The 12772-nt window shown below is 70.4% G+C and carries 13 protein-coding genes, 1 tRNA gene and 2 pseudogenes; 9 read left to right on the top strand and 7 right to left on the bottom strand.

All coding sequences use genetic code 11. The features are described from left to right. Positions 1-26 precede the first annotated feature (26 nt). From BLU84_RS13670 to BLU84_RS29030, 4 genes and pseudogenes are all read left to right on the top strand, one after another. Complete coding sequence (locus tag BLU84_RS13670; protein ID WP_074867790.1) at positions 27-1040, top strand: isocitrate dehydrogenase; 1014 nt, start codon at positions 27-29, stop codon at positions 1038-1040. Positions 1041-1066: 26 nt separating this feature from the next. Further along, a complete protein-coding gene (locus BLU84_RS26530; protein WP_139174986.1) occupies positions 1067-1534 on the top strand; it encodes a hypothetical protein in 468 nt (155 codons plus the stop codon). A 417-nt stretch (positions 1535-1951) separates the two neighbouring features. Continuing rightward, positions 1952-3304 (top strand): Na+/H+ antiporter NhaC family protein, encoded by a 1353-nt coding sequence (locus tag BLU84_RS13660; RefSeq protein WP_074867784.1) that lies wholly within the window; start codon positions 1952-1954, stop codon positions 3302-3304. After that, a pseudogene (locus tag BLU84_RS29030) lies at positions 3253-3378 on the top strand (hypothetical protein); the annotation flags it as partial. The gene BLU84_RS13660 and the pseudogene BLU84_RS29030, both read left to right, overlap by 52 nt. Here the strand turns inward: BLU84_RS29030 and BLU84_RS29025 are convergent. The 3 genes and pseudogenes from BLU84_RS29025 to gloB all read right to left on the bottom strand — a co-directional run. Further along, positions 3360-3410 (bottom strand): annotated as a pseudogene (locus BLU84_RS29025) (hypothetical protein); the annotation flags it as partial. The pseudogenes BLU84_RS29030 and BLU84_RS29025 sit on opposite strands and share 19 nt — an antisense overlap. Positions 3411-3604: 194 nt before the next feature. Then, a complete protein-coding gene (locus BLU84_RS28675; protein ID WP_074867781.1) occupies positions 3605-5194 on the bottom strand; it encodes a transglycosylase SLT domain-containing protein in 1590 nt (529 codons plus the stop codon). Continuing rightward, on the bottom strand, positions 5191-5973 hold the full coding sequence (gene gloB / locus BLU84_RS13650; RefSeq protein ID WP_074867778.1) for a hydroxyacylglutathione hydrolase: 783 nt from the start codon (positions 5971-5973) through the stop codon (positions 5191-5193). The genes BLU84_RS28675 and gloB overlap by 4 nt, the downstream gene beginning before the upstream one ends. A gap of 173 nt (positions 5974-6146) precedes the next feature. Here gloB and BLU84_RS13645 point away from each other — a divergent pair, with 173 nt between their 5' ends. The 3 genes from BLU84_RS13645 (at position 6147) to dnaQ (ending at position 8308) form a co-directional block, all read left to right on the top strand. After that, on the top strand, positions 6147-6887 hold the full coding sequence (locus BLU84_RS13645) for a methyltransferase domain-containing protein (RefSeq protein ID WP_074867775.1): 741 nt from the start codon (positions 6147-6149) through the stop codon (positions 6885-6887). Positions 6888-6953: 66 nt separating this feature from the next. Further along, on the top strand, positions 6954-7424 hold the full coding sequence (gene rnhA, locus BLU84_RS13640) for a ribonuclease HI (RefSeq protein ID WP_074867771.1): 471 nt from the start codon (positions 6954-6956) through the stop codon (positions 7422-7424). A gap of 149 nt (positions 7425-7573) precedes the next feature. After that, on the top strand, positions 7574-8308 hold the full coding sequence (dnaQ, locus tag BLU84_RS13635; protein WP_074867768.1) for a DNA polymerase III subunit epsilon: 735 nt from the start codon (positions 7574-7576) through the stop codon (positions 8306-8308). Positions 8309-8555: 247 nt separating this feature from the next. Here the strand turns inward: dnaQ and BLU84_RS13630 are convergent, their stop codons facing one another. Together BLU84_RS13630 and BLU84_RS13625 are read right to left on the bottom strand one after the other, a co-directional pair. Further along, on the bottom strand, positions 8556-9260 hold the full coding sequence (locus tag BLU84_RS13630; RefSeq protein WP_074867764.1) for a PP2C family protein-serine/threonine phosphatase: 705 nt from the start codon (positions 9258-9260) through the stop codon (positions 8556-8558). A gap of 355 nt (positions 9261-9615) precedes the next feature. After that, positions 9616-9706: transfer RNA gene (locus BLU84_RS13625), tRNA-Ser, on the bottom strand. Between the two features lie 182 nt (positions 9707-9888). On the opposite strand from BLU84_RS13625, the gene BLU84_RS13620 reads away from it, so the two are divergent. Both BLU84_RS13620 and BLU84_RS13615 read left to right on the top strand, forming a co-directional pair. After that, a complete protein-coding gene (locus BLU84_RS13620) occupies positions 9889-10293 on the top strand; it encodes a DUF6165 family protein (RefSeq protein WP_074867761.1) in 405 nt (134 codons plus the stop codon). A 13-nt stretch (positions 10294-10306) separates the two neighbouring features. Beyond that, positions 10307-11005, top strand: a complete 699-nt coding sequence (locus tag BLU84_RS13615; RefSeq protein WP_074867758.1) for a hypothetical protein — start codon at positions 10307-10309, stop codon at positions 11003-11005. Positions 11006-11008: 3 nt separating this feature from the next. Here the strand turns inward: BLU84_RS13615 and ybiA are convergent, their stop codons facing one another. Both ybiA and BLU84_RS13605 read right to left on the bottom strand, forming a co-directional pair. After that, entirely contained in the window at positions 11009-11563 is a 555-nt protein-coding gene (ybiA, locus tag BLU84_RS13610; RefSeq protein ID WP_074867757.1) for a riboflavin biosynthesis intermediates N-glycosidase, read from the bottom strand. Positions 11564-11673: 110 nt separating this feature from the next. Beyond that, complete coding sequence (locus BLU84_RS13605) at positions 11674-12735, bottom strand: glycosyltransferase family 9 protein (RefSeq protein WP_074867754.1); 1062 nt, start codon at positions 12733-12735, stop codon at positions 11674-11676. Positions 12736-12772: the final 37 nt, after the last annotated feature.

The raw sequence follows: 12772 nt of genomic DNA, 5'->3' as shown, positions 1-12772 counted from the left end.
CGCCCCACTGCTGGAAGAATTCCCTCATGACGCAAACGATTACGGTCATCCGTGGCGACGGCATCGGCCCGGAGATCATGGACGCCACCCTGCACGTGCTCGACGCGATGAACGTCGGCCTGAGCTACGAGTTCGCCGACGCCGGCCTCGTCGCCCTGGAGAAGCACGGCGAGCTGCTGCCCGCAGCGACCATGGATTCGATCCGCAAGAACCGCATCGCGCTCAAGAGCCCGCTGACCACGCCGGTCGGCGAGGGCTTCAGCTCGATCAACGTCGAGCTGCGCAAGCGCTTCGACCTGTACGCCAACGTGCGTCCGGCCAAGTCGTTCCCGAACACCAAGTCGCGCTTCCCCTCGGGCGTGGACCTGATCACGGTGCGCGAGAACACCGAAGGCGTGTACATCGGCGAAGGTCAGTCGTTGTCGGACGACGGCGAGACGGCTTTGCTGACCCAGAAGATCACCCGCCGCGGCTCCGAGCGCATCGTCCGCTACGCCTTCGACCTGGCCCGCAAGAGCGGCCGCAAGAAGGTCACCGTGGTGCACAAGGCCAACATCCTGAAGTCGACCTCGGGCCTGTTCCTGAAGACCGCGCGCGAAGTGGCGCAGCAGTATCCGGACATCCAGTGCAACGAGATGATCGTGGACAACACCTGCATGCAACTGGTGATGCGTCCGGAGCAGTTCGACATCATCGTCACCACCAACCTGTTCGGCGACATCATCTCCGACCTGTGCGCCGGCCTCGTCGGCGGCCTGGGCCTGGCCCCGGGCGCCAACATCGGCACGGATGCGGCGATCTTCGAAGCCGTGCACGGCTCGGCCCCGGACATCGCCGGCAAGGGCATCGCCAACCCCTGCGCGCTGCTGCTGGGCGCGGCGCAGATGCTCGACCACCTCGGCCAGCCCGAGAAGGCGACCAAGCTGCGCGAAGCGATCATCGCCACCCTGGAAGCCAAGGATTCGCTGACCCCGGATCTTGGCGGCGAAGGCAACACGATGTCGTTCGCCAAGGCCATCGCCAGCCGCGCGATCGCGTAAGGCGGCGCCCGCCCGCGGGCCATTGGATGGATCGACGACGGGGCGCCTGCGGGCGCCCCGTTTCGTTTTTTGCGGGGCAGCGCACGGGCCGCGCCGCGCAGCTGTGCGCGCCGGCCGCATTGCGGCGCAAGCCCGGTGCTAGGCTCGGCGGCGAAGTTCGGCAGGACGCCGTCCACTGCTCGAATGGCCGTCGATGCGCGCCAGCGCGCTGCATCGCCACGGTTCCCTCGCGGCGGCCATTTCGCATTGAGGTATCGATGAAGACCAGGGAAACGAAGGTCAAAGCGCTCGCATGGCTGGCACTGGCGTTGTTCGCCGCCGCCGGCACGGTCGCCGCGATTCCGAGGCCGGGCACCTGCACCGCCGCGAACCAGGGCCAGCGCGTAACCGAAACCGCGTCCAACGGCAGCTCGCGGATCTATCTGTGCGACGACGGTTTTTGGCAGCTGTATGCGATCTGCGACAACCGCGGCCGCTGCACGATCGTGATCTGACCGTGGGTGGCGGCGCCTGGGCGAGTCGGTCCGGGGCGTCGCGAGGTTTGGACGGGGCGCCTTCGGGCGCCCTGTTTGGTTTTCGGGGGGGGGGGCGCGGCCCTCACCCCAACCCGCACCCCGGCCCGAACGCAGAGCGTTCGGGCGTTCGGTGCTGCGCGAGCCGGTGGCTCGCAAGCGCAGCCCCTCACCCCGCAAGCGGGAGAGGGGCTAAAGCAGCGGCGCTGCCTGCTGTTCCTTCTCCAGCTTGCGGGAGAAGGTGGCCCGAAGGGCCGGATGAGGGCTGGGCCGGATGAGGGCCGCCCCCCACGCCCCAGTCAGCATTTATCCCGCCACAGCATTCCACCCCCGGCACTCGACAGAACTGTGTGCTGCACTGCAAAATCGCACGGTTTTCTAATCCATCTGGATGAAGCGATGAATGACTCCCCGCGTCCGGGCGCGCCGATCGCCCCGAGCGCCCTGGCCCTGACCCCGCTGTTGCTGTTCCTGGCGCTGTTCTTCGGCGCCGGGCTGTACTTCACTGCGCACGGCGATGCGATGGGCTTCTACCAACTGCATGCGCCGGTGGCGATCCTGCCGGCGCTGGCGTTGGCCGCGTTCATCGCCTGGCGGCGCGGGATCAAGCCGCTGGAGACCCTGCTGGAGGGCATGGGCGACCACAACGTGGTGCTGATGTGTCTGATCTTCCTGCTCGCCGGCGGCTTCGTGGAGGTGTCCAAGGCGATCGGCGCGGTCGACGCCATCGTCGCGCTCGGCGTGGGCAACGTGCATCCGGCGCTGCTGCTGCCGGCGCTGTTCGTGGTCGCCGGCTTCATCTCGCTGTCGCTGGGCACCTCGATGGGCACCATCGCCGCGGTCGCGCCGATCGCCCTGGGCGTGTCCGACGCCTCCGGCCTGGACCGCGCGCTGGTGCTCGGCGCGGTGATCGGCGGCGCCACCTTCGGCGACAACCTGTCGGTGATCTCCGACACCGCCATCGTCGCCAGCCGCACCCAGGGCTGCACGATGCGGGAGAAATTCCGCGAGAACCTCAAGCTGGCGCTGCCGGCGGCGCTGGCGACCCTGGTGCTGCTCGGCTTCCTCGGCGAAACCGCGCCGGTGCAGACGCCCGATCCGGTCTCGCCGTGGCTGATCCTGCCGTACCTGATCGTGCTCGGCCTGGCCATCGCCGGCGTCGACGTGATCATCGTGCTGAGCCTGGGCCTGGTGGTGGCCGGCCTGTTCGGCGTGTTCTTCGCCGAGGACTTCGGCTTCGCCGCCTACACCACCCACATCTGGGACGGCTTCGAGAGCATGGTCGAGATCACCTTGCTGTCGCTGCTGGTCGGCGGCCTGGGCGCGCTGATGAAGGCGGCCGGCGGACTGGCGTGGCTGGCGCAGGCCATCGGCAAGTTCGCCCGCGGCCACCGCAGTCGCCGCGCCGGCGAGGTCAGCATCGCCGCGCTGTCGGCGACCACCGACGTGTTCACCGCCAACAACACGGTGGCGATCCTGATCAGCGGCGGGCTGGCGCGCGATGTGGCGCAACAGCACGGCGTGCCGCCGGCGCGCGCGGCGAGCGTGCTCGACATCTTCGCCTGCGTGACCCAGGGTGTGCTGCCCTATGGCGCGCAGATCCTGTTGGCGGCGTCGCTGAGCAAGGTTTCGCCGCTGCAGTTGGTCGGCAACGTGCATTACAGCTGGTTGCTGGGCGCGGTGACGATCGGGGCGATGCTGTGGCCGTCGCGCAAGCGCAAGGCCGAAGAGACGGTGGCGGCCGCGCAGTAACGCGCGCGGCACCGGCTGTCGCTGTAGGAGGGACTTCAGTCCCGACGCTCTTCGGTCTGTTTGAGGCGATCAGGCCGAAGAGCGTCGGGACTGAAGTCCCTCCCACAACAGCAGGAGCTCACGCGACAGCGAGAACTCCTGCAGCAGCGAGAGCTTCTGCAACAGCAAGAACTTCCACAGCAGCAAGAGGTCCCGCAACAGCGAGAACTTCCGCAGCAAGAGCTCACGCGACATCGAGAACTTCCGCGACAAAAAAAGCCCGGCGATGCCGGGCTTTTTCGTTGCTGGGTCGTCTGGCGCTTACTTGCGCTTGCCCACCGGCGGATCGATCAACAGCGCCTGCCCGGGCTTGAGCACTGCATTGGCGGCCAGTCCGTTGAGCTTGAGCAGATCGGCGGCGCGCACGTCGTAGCGCTTGGCGATGGTCCAGGGATTCTCGCCGCGGCCGACGGTGTGCTTGCGCGGCGCGGCCGCCGTTGCGGCGCGCTGCGGCTTGGCCGGGCGCTGCGGCGTTTCGGCCGGGCGCTCGGCGGCGGCCGAGCCGAAGGTCATCGGCGCGGCGTCGCGCGATTCGGCGGCTGCGAGGGCCTGCGCGTCGTCGTTCTTAGTCGTGCCGGCGGGCTTGGCGTCGGCGACGGTTTTCGTTTGGTTGTTGGCCGCGTCGCCCGGCTTGGCGCTGACGGTGGTCTTGGCGTCGCTTTTCGCTGAGTCGCCCGGTTTGGCGGCCGCAACGATCTTGATGTCGCCCTTCGCCGCATCGCCCGGTTTAGCGCCGGCCTTCGTATCGTTCTTGGCCGCATCGCCCGGCTTGGCGTTGGCCACAGTTCTGGTATTGACCTCGCTCGCCGGCAGATCGCCGGAGGCGGTAGCCACGTCGGCCGTGGTCGTCGCGGGCGCGCCGACCGCGGTCGCGGCCACCGCCAGCAGCGGCGCGCGGCGGCCGCCGGGGCGGCCGATGCGGCCGTCGCCGAACACCGGGTTGAGGCGCTGCAGCCAGGCGATGTCCTGGTCGGTGCGCGCGGCCCATTCGCCGAGGCTGTCGACGCCGTCGGGCACGGTCACCGCGGCCAGCCGCGGCACCGGGCGGTCGAGCGCGCTGAGCCATTCTTCGCGGTCGTCGGCCTGCTCCATCAGGCACGACAGTGCGTGCAGCTTGCGCACGTAGGCGGTGGTGATGTCGGACAGCCCGGTCAGCTGGTCGTGGCGGGCGTCGGCGATGTTGACGCCGGCGCGCTTGATCGCGTTGAACACGCGGTATTCGCCGGCGTTGTAGGCCATCACGGTCAGCCGCCAGTCGCCGCCGAACATGCCGTGCAGGGTCTTGAGGTAGCGCACCGCGGCCTGGGTGGATTCCACCGGCGACAGGCGCCCGTCGTAGCCCTCGCGCATCGGCACGCGGTGGTTGCGCGCGGTCATCGCGATCATCTGCCACAGCCCGGCCGGGCCGGCGGCGCTGCGCGCGCCGGGGCGGTAGCCGCTTTCGACGAAGGGGATCAGCGCGTACTCGGTCGGCAGGTGGTTCTCGCGCAGGGCGTCGACCACGTAGCCGAACAGCGGCAGCAGGTCGTCGTCCTTGGCCGCCAGGCGCTTGGGCGCGGTGGCGAAGTGCTGGCGCCAGCGGCTGCTGACGCCGGGCTCGCAGCTCGGATCGGCCAGGCCGTCGCGGAAGCGCTGGTAGATCTCGCGGCCGTTGCGGGTCGCCGCCTCGCTGGCGGCGGCCGGGGCGGCCAGCGTTTCGGCGGCGCCGGCGACTGGCAGGGCGGCGAGCCAGCACAGGCCGGCGGCGACGGCGGCGAGCAGCGGCCGGCGCGGTACGGCCGGCGGCGCGGCGGCGCGGCGCGCGCTCAGGCCGCGGCGACCCGCGGCCGGACTCGGCTGCGGCCCGCTCACGCGCGGAACCCGTCCTTCCAGCGCCGCAGTTCGGCGAAGGTCTCGACCTCGTCGGCCGGCGCCCGGCCCAGGCGCGCGCTCACCGCGTCGATCACCGCAGGCTCGCGGCTGCGCAGGAACGGGTTGGCGGCGCGCTCGTCGGCGATCGTGCTGGGCAGGGTCGGTTGTCCGGCGTTGCGCATGGCCTGGGCCTGTTCGATGCGGCGCTGCAGCGCCAGGTTGTCGGGTTCGACCACGCGCGCGAAGGCGGCGTTGGACAAGGTGTATTCGTGGCCGCAGCAGACCCGGGTCGGGTCGGGCAGGGCGGCCAGCCGGCTCAGCGAGGCCAGCATCTGGGCGGGCGTACCTTCGAACAGGCGGCCACAGCCCAGGCTGAACAAGGTGTCGCCGGTGAACGCCACCGGGGCGCCGTCCGGGCCGTCGTCGAGCACATAAGCGATGTGGCTCAGGGTGTGGCCGGGCACTTCCAGGACGCGCAGGGAATGGCCGGCCGCCTCGATGCGGTCGCCCTCGCCGAGACGTTGGGTGGCTTCGGCGATGCGTTCGTCGTGCGGCGAAAACACCGGAATCTGCGGCCAACGTTGCAGCAACGCCGCGGTTCCGCCGATATGGTCGTTATGGTGGTGGGTCAGCAGGATCGCCGCCGGGCGCAGCCCTTCGGCGGCCGCGGCAAGCACTGGGCCGGGTTCGCCCGGGTCCACGATCAGCGCGTCGCCGGCCTCGCTGACGAGGGCCCAGATGTAGTTGTCGCTGAGGGCGGGCAAGGCGAGCAGCCGCATCGAACCGGTTCTCCTGGCAGCGCCGCTCCCGCTGGCGCACGCGCGGCGGGGACGCCGCCGCAGTAGGCTGGGCGGCGTCGGCGCGGTTCGCGCCGGCACCGTGGTTTTTGCTATATCCATCGCTCGGCTCCGGGCCCGCGGTCGCGGTCCCGACCCCCTACCGAGAGGCGACCATGCCCGCCCTGTCCCACGGACGTCAACCCAACCCCGGTCACGGGGCCGGCCCCGGCCAGGCCCTGCGCTGGTTCGGCGAGGTCTCCGGGCACGGCCTGCTGGAGGTCGAGTCCGGGGCGATGGCGCGGGTGCTGGCGGCCAGCCCGGCCTTGCCCTGGGCCTGGTTCGGGGTCGCCGCGGCCTCGCCGCCGCACGGGCGCGGGGTGGCCCTGCACCGCAGCCTGGAAGGCTTCGACGGCGCATTGCGCTGCCGCCTGCCGCTGCCGCTGGCCAGCGAGGCGTTCGGCGCGGTGCTGCTGCAGCACGTGTTCGACGACGGCGCCGACCCGCTGCCGCTGCTGGGCGAATGCGCGCGCATCCTCGCCCCGGGCGGGCGGCTGTGGCTGGCCACGCTCAATCCCTGGAGCCCGTACCGGCTGCGCTGGGCGCGCAGCGGCCTGCGCGCGCGCGACGCCGGCCACTGGCAGGCAGCGCTGCGCGGCTCGGGCTTCGCCGCCGATCCGGTCAGCCTGCAATGGCTGGGCCCGCGCTGGCGCGAGGCGCACGGCGAGGTCGGGGTCGGCGCGGCCGACGTCCTGCGCGCCGGGCTGGCGCTGAGCCTGACCAAGCGCGTGCACGCCGCGATCCCGCCGTCGCGGCTGCAGCAACTGCGCTGGCAGACCGGGCTGGTGCCGCGCGACGCCGCCACCCAGCGCGGCGCGCCCGCGGCCGCGCGCGAGCGCGAAGACGGCAAGGACTGAGCGCGCGCCGCCGCGCGCCGGCCGGACGGGCCATAATGCGCGGCCGTTTTCCATGAGTAGCGTTGCGTGAGCCAAACCGACCCGGGCGCCGACAAGATCGTTTCCATCCACACCGATGGCGCCTGCCTCGGCAATCCCGGTCCCGGCGGCTGGGCCGCGCTGCTGCGCTACAAGGGCCACGAGCGCGAGCTGTCCGGCGGCGAGCCCGACACCACCAACAACCGGATGGAGCTGATGGGCGCGATCATGGCCCTGGAAGCGCTGACCGAGCCGTGCCAGGTGGTGCTGACCACCGACTCGCAGTACGTGCGCCAGGGCATCACCGAGTGGATCGGCAACTGGGTGCGGCGCGGCTGGAAGACCGCCGGCGGCGATCCGGTCAAGAACCGCGACCTGTGGGAGCGCCTGCACCTGGCCAGCCAGCGCCATTCGATCGACTGGAAGTGGGTCAAGGGCCATTCCGGGCATCCGGAGAACGAGCGCGTGGACACGCTGGCGCGGCTGCAGGCCGAGCGTTTGCGCCCGTACCGGCCTTGAGGGCTAGGAGATAGCGGATAGGAGTTAGGAGATAGCAAGAGCAGGTCGCCGCGCCTGCGCTCTTGCTATCTCCTAACTCCTATCCGCTATCTCCTGGCTGCTTTGCTATCTGCTAACTCCTACCTGCTATCTCCTGGCTACAATGCGGCATGCGTCAAATCATTCTGGATACCGAAACCACCGGCCTGAGCTGGGAGCGCGGCAACCGCGTGGTCGAAATCGGCTGCGTCGAGTTCGTCGAGCGTCGCCCCACCGGCCGCACCTACCACCAGTACATCAAGCCCGATTGCGACTTCGAGGCCGGCGCGCAGGAAGTCACCGGCCTGTCGCTGGAGCGGCTGGCCAATGAGCCGCCGATGGAGCAGGTGGTCGAGGCGTTCCTGGAGTTCATCCGCGGCGCCGAGCTGATCATCCACAACGCGGCCTTCGACGTCGGCTTCCTCAACAACGAGCTGTCGATCTGCGGCGCGCAGTACGGCAAGCTCGCCGACCACGTCACCGGCATCGAAGATTCGCTGCTGATGGCGCGCCAGCGCTTCCCCGGCCAGCGCAATTCGCTCGACGCGCTGTGCAAGCGCCTGGGCGTGGACAACTCGCACCGGCAACTGCATGGCGCGCTGCTCGACGCGCAGATCCTCGGCGAGGTCTACATCGCGCTGACCTCGGGTCAGGAGGAGATCGGCTTCGGCGATCCGGCCGCGGCGGCCGCGCAGGCGGAGCGGGTCAGCGTGCAGGTCGACCTGAGCGCGCCGCGTCCGCGCGTGGTGGTGCCGGCGGAAGAGCTGGCCGCGCACCAGGCGCGGCTGGAGAAGCTGCGCAAGAAGGCCGGCAAGTGCGTGTGGGATCTGATCGATCCGCCGGTGGCGGCTGCGGCCGAAGCCTGAGTCCGGGCGGGCTGAAACGAAAGCATCGGGCCTGAAGGCCCTCCCACAAGACCGGGCTGCGGGCCCGGCGCTCTTGTGGGAGGGCCTTCAGGCCCGATGCTCTTCTGCCCGACGCGGTACGGCCGGGGTTGCGTTGGCGCCCGAAGTGGCGCGGTCGCGGCTTGCGCCGCTCCTACAGGCAGCCCAGGCAGGAAGCGCCGCCGCATGAGCTACCGGTAGGAGCGGCGCAAGCCGCGACCGCGAAGCGTCAGTGGCTGCGCACCAACACTACGGTGATGTTGTCCGAGCCGCCGCCGTCCAGCGCCGCGGCCACCAGCGAGTCCACGCATTCCTGCGCGCTGCAGTCGTGGTGCGCCAGCACCCGCGCGATCGCGCGGTCGTCGACTTCCTCGGTCAGCCCGTCGCTGCACAGCAGCAACTGCATGCCCGGGCGCAGTTCGCCGGTCATGGTCTCGACGTTGAGGTTGCGCGGGTCGGTCACGCCCAGCGCCTGGGTCACCACGCTGCGGTGCGGATGGCTGCGCGCCTGCTCGTGGGTGATCACGCCGTTGGCGATGAGCTCCTGCACGTAGCTGTGGTCCTGCGAGAGCTGGGCCAGGTGCCCGTCGCGCCACAGATAGACCCGGCTGTCGCCGACCCAGGCCACTTCGAAGCGGTTGCCGTTGATGCGCGCGGCGACCACGGTGGTGCCCATCGGCAGGGTGTCGTTGCGCCGGCGCGAGGTGCGGATGATCTCCTCGTCGGCGATCCGGATCGCCTGCGCCAGCGCCGCGCCGCCGCGCACCTCGCGCACGATCACCTCGCGCGCCAGCGCGCTGGCGACCTCGCCGTACTCGTGGCCGCCCATGCCGTCGGCGACCAGCCACAAGCCCAGCTCGCTGTCGCCGTAGTAGGTGTCTTCGTTGAGTTCTCGGCGCAGGCCGACGTGCGTGAGGTGTCCGAATTCGATCATCTGCCGGTCATGCCATTCGCGTCGTCGGGATCGCCACTGAAGAGGTATACGGAATCATCGCGAGCGAGCGGCCGGGTGGCAAGAAAGCGTGATCCGTTCTGCGCTTCATGCATGAGCGCCGATGAAGGCCGTGTGTGCATGCGTCGCGTTTCAAAACTGCCACGTCGAGGCCGCGATTGCGAGACTTGCCGGTTCCGGCAAAACCCTGGATGAAGGCGCGCGGCCGCCGCTGTCCGCCGAAAACTCGCGATAGCGATGGCGTAGCGCATGTGCGGAGCCGGTGGCGGGAAGGGCGGTGCGCTTGCCGGAGCCAGAAAACGCAACGGGCCCGCGAGGGGCCCGTTGCGCTTGAATCTGGCGGAGAGGGGGGGATTCGAACCCCCGGTACGCTATAAACGTACGCCTGATTTCGAGTCAGGTACAATCAACCGCTCTGCCACCTCTCCGGGTGCAGTCGAGCCGCGTATGTTACGGACTGTCGCGCGCCGGAGCAAGCCTTGGCGCACGATCCGCCTTCATCGGCTTGCATGCGCGCGCCGCGCATCCGCCCGGCGGCCGCGCGCAAAGCCGGCGCGGCCGGCGCAGGGCTACACTAGCCGTCCCCCCATGCATTCAGGCGGTTGCGCCCATGTCCGAAATCCTGGTCCCGGTGTCCTTTGGCGAACTGCTCGACAAGATCGCGATCCTGCAGATCAAGTCCGAGCGCATGAGCGACGAAGCCAAGCTGGCCAACGTGCGCAACGAACTGAGCGCGCTGGAGCAAACCTGGATGGCCCATCCGGCCGCCGGCCAGGACATCGTGCGCCTGCGCGCCGAGCTCAAGGCGGTCAACGAGCGCCTGTGGGTCATCGAGGACGACATCCGGGTCAAGGAAAAGCGCCAGGAGTTCGATGCCGAATTCATCGCCCTGGCGCGTTCGGTCTACGTCGAGAACGACGTGCGCGCGCGGGTCAAGAAACAGATCAACCAGGCCCTGGGTTCGACCTACGTGGAAGAGAAGTCCTACCAGGACTACGGCACCGGCCCGGTCTGAGGCCCGTTCGACCATGAGCCCTGCGCGCAAGGACGACGCGCCGTCGCGGCCGCGTTCGGCCGCGGCCTGGCTGTACGACGATCTGCTCGCCTGGCTGTGCCCGGGCGGGCTGCTGCTGACCGCGCTGGTGCTGCGCCACCCCGGCGGCCTGCATGCGCTGCGCGAGCAGGCACCGGAACTGGTCCTGCCGACCTGGCTGGCCGGCGCCTACGTGCTGGGCCTGGCGCTGAGCCCGCTCGGCCGGCTGGTCTATACCTTCGCCCAGGCCGTGGTCTGGCCGCGGCTGCGCCGGGCCTGGACGCCGGCGCTGGAGTTCCTCGGCGAGCGCCTGCGCCGCGACGAAGGCCTGCAACTGCCGCCGGCCGCGACCATGACCGCCTCGCAGTTCCACGACGCCGACCGGCGCCTGCGCGAATATCTGGAAGCGGTCGCGCCCGAATCGCGCGCCGCCCTGGACCGGATGAAGGTGCTGTGCAGCCTGAGCTGCAACGCCGCGGCGGCGTGCTTCGTGTTCGTGCTGATCGATGCGCTGTCCGGCGGCGTCGCCGACTGGAGCGGGGCGCGCGTGGCGATCGCCTGCGGCGCGATCGGCCTGGCCCTGGTCGCCGCGGTCTATCGCGAGCGCCGCCGCCAGCGCACCCAGCTGTCGGTGTGGCGGCGGGTGCAGATCGAGCGCGGCGAGGACGCCGCGGCCGCGCCGCCCGCGCCCTGAGCCTCAGCCGCGCGCGGCCAGTTGCGCGCGCACGTCCATCAGCGCGAAACCGAGCAGATTGAGCCCGGGCCACTGCGTCGGCCTGGTCGCGTCGGCGTGGTCGGCGGCCAGGCCGATGCCCCAGACCGCATCGACCGGGCTGGCCTCGACCAGCACCTGTTCGCCGGTGCCGAGCAGGAACTCGCCCAGGGCCGGGTGCTGCGCGAACTTGGCCAGGTTGCCGGCGACCACCAGCCGGTAGCGGTGCTCGGCCCAGCGGGTCTCGTCGAAGCCTGCGATCTTGCGGCCCAGGGCTTTGACCTCGGCCGGATCGTCGCTGGCGAGGATCCGCGCGGTAATGGCGTCGTCGCCGAACAAACGCGCCTTGCCGGCCATCATCCAGTGCTCGGCGCTGGCGTAGCGTTCGCCGTCGAGCTCGAACGCGGCCGGGTACCACTGGCTCAGGCAGCCCTTGCCGACCCGGCCGGGCCGGTCGCGGTGGCCCCAGAAGCACAGGTAATCGAAGTGGGCGCCGTTGCCGACGGCGGCGATGAGTCGGTCCAGCGAAAGCGGGGGCATGGCGATGGCCTGGGGATTCTTTGCAGGAGTTGGGTTGCGGTGCGCTGCGGCCGCTTGGCGGTGCCCAGGAGAGGACTCGAACCTCTCCCGGGCATTCGGGCCGGTGCGGCTCAGCGCCCCGGATGATCGGCGCGGTAGCGTTCGAACGCGGCGATGCCGTCCTCGACTTCGATCAGGTCCATGACCCCGTCGTGTTCGATCTTGGTGCCCCAGGCGACCTGCGCCGCGGGCTTGCCGAGGTATTTGCGCGCGGCGTCGTCGTAGCGGTCGGCGCAGTAGCGCAGGTCGCTGTAGGGGCCACTGCGCGCCGGGTTGCTGGCCGCGTGCAGGCCCAGCACCTTGGTGCCCATGGCGTTGGCGATGTGCATCGGGCCGGAGTCCGGGGTCATCAGCAACTGGCCGCGTTCGAGCAGGGCCGGCAGTTGCTTGAGGGTGTCCTTGCCGACCAGGTCGAGGGCGGGATGGGCCATCGCCGCGAGGATGGCGTCGGTGGTGTCGCGCTCGAGCTGGCTGCGGCCGCCGCACATCACCACCCGCCAGCCCTGCGCGGCGGCGTGGTCGGCGACCGCGGCGTAGCGCTCGGGGCGCCAGTTGCGCAGGGTGTGGCTGGAGCAGGGCGAAATCAGCAGTGTCGGCGTGGCGTCCTGCGGCCACTGCGCCCGCGCCCACTCGCGCGCCTCCTCGGGTACCGGCAAGTCCCACACCACCTCGGTCTGGCGCAGCCCCAGCGGCTCGCAGAAGCTGCCGATGGCGTCGAGCACGTGGATGCCGGGACGGTCGGGGATGCGTTCGTTGACGAACAGGCCGTGCAGGTCCTTGGAGCGCGAACGGTCGTAACCGATCCGCCGCGTCGCCGGCACGAACGCCGACAGCAGGTTGGCGCGCGCGGCCACCTGCATCTGCAGCAGCGCATAGAACTTGCCGCCGGCCAGGCCTCGCTCGCGCAGGCCGCGGCGCAGCGCGCGCATGCCGGCCCAGCCGCTTTTCTTGTCGTATTCGATGAAGTCCACGCCGTCCAGGCCTTCGAGCAGGCGGCGCTCGCCCTTGCCGATGATCCAGGCGATCGACGCTTGCGGGCGGGCCTGGCGCAGGGTGCGCACCAGCGGCACCACGTGGGTGACGTCGCCGAGCGCCGACAGGCGCAGCAGGCACAGGCTGGGGGCGGGCCCCAAAGTCGGACGGTTCGGGGTCGATTGGTTCACGTGACTT

It is taken from the genome of Lysobacter enzymogenes (assembly GCF_900106525.1).
Classification (GTDB): domain Bacteria; phylum Pseudomonadota; class Gammaproteobacteria; order Xanthomonadales; family Xanthomonadaceae; genus Lysobacter; species Lysobacter enzymogenes.
Note: the sequence above shows the minus strand (reverse complement) of the source record. Positions and strands in the feature narration are given on the sequence as shown.

Bases quoted from the DNA above. Each gene is read 5' to 3' on its own strand.
- BLU84_RS13670 (WP_074867790.1), top strand. From the start codon at position 27: ATGACGCAAACGATTACGGTCATCCGTGGCGACGGCATCGGCCCGGAG.
- BLU84_RS26530 (WP_139174986.1), top strand. From the start codon at position 1,067: ATGGATCGACGACGGGGCGCCTGCGGGCGCCCCGTTTCGTTTTTTGCG.
- BLU84_RS13660 (WP_074867784.1), top strand. From the start codon at position 1,952: ATGAATGACTCCCCGCGTCCGGGCGCGCCGATCGCCCCGAGCGCCCTG.
- gloB (WP_074867778.1), bottom strand. From the start codon at position 5,973: ATGCGGCTGCTCGCCTTGCCCGCCCTCAGCGACAACTACATCTGGGCC.
- BLU84_RS13645 (WP_074867775.1), top strand. From the start codon at position 6,147: ATGCCCGCCCTGTCCCACGGACGTCAACCCAACCCCGGTCACGGGGCC.
- dnaQ (WP_074867768.1), top strand. From the start codon at position 7,574: ATGCGTCAAATCATTCTGGATACCGAAACCACCGGCCTGAGCTGGGAG.
- BLU84_RS13630 (WP_074867764.1), bottom strand. From the start codon at position 9,260: ATGATCGAATTCGGACACCTCACGCACGTCGGCCTGCGCCGAGAACTC.
- BLU84_RS13620 (WP_074867761.1), top strand. From the start codon at position 9,889: ATGTCCGAAATCCTGGTCCCGGTGTCCTTTGGCGAACTGCTCGACAAG.
- BLU84_RS13615 (WP_074867758.1), top strand. From the start codon at position 10,307: ATGAGCCCTGCGCGCAAGGACGACGCGCCGTCGCGGCCGCGTTCGGCC.
- ybiA (WP_074867757.1), bottom strand. From the start codon at position 11,563: ATGCCCCCGCTTTCGCTGGACCGACTCATCGCCGCCGTCGGCAACGGC.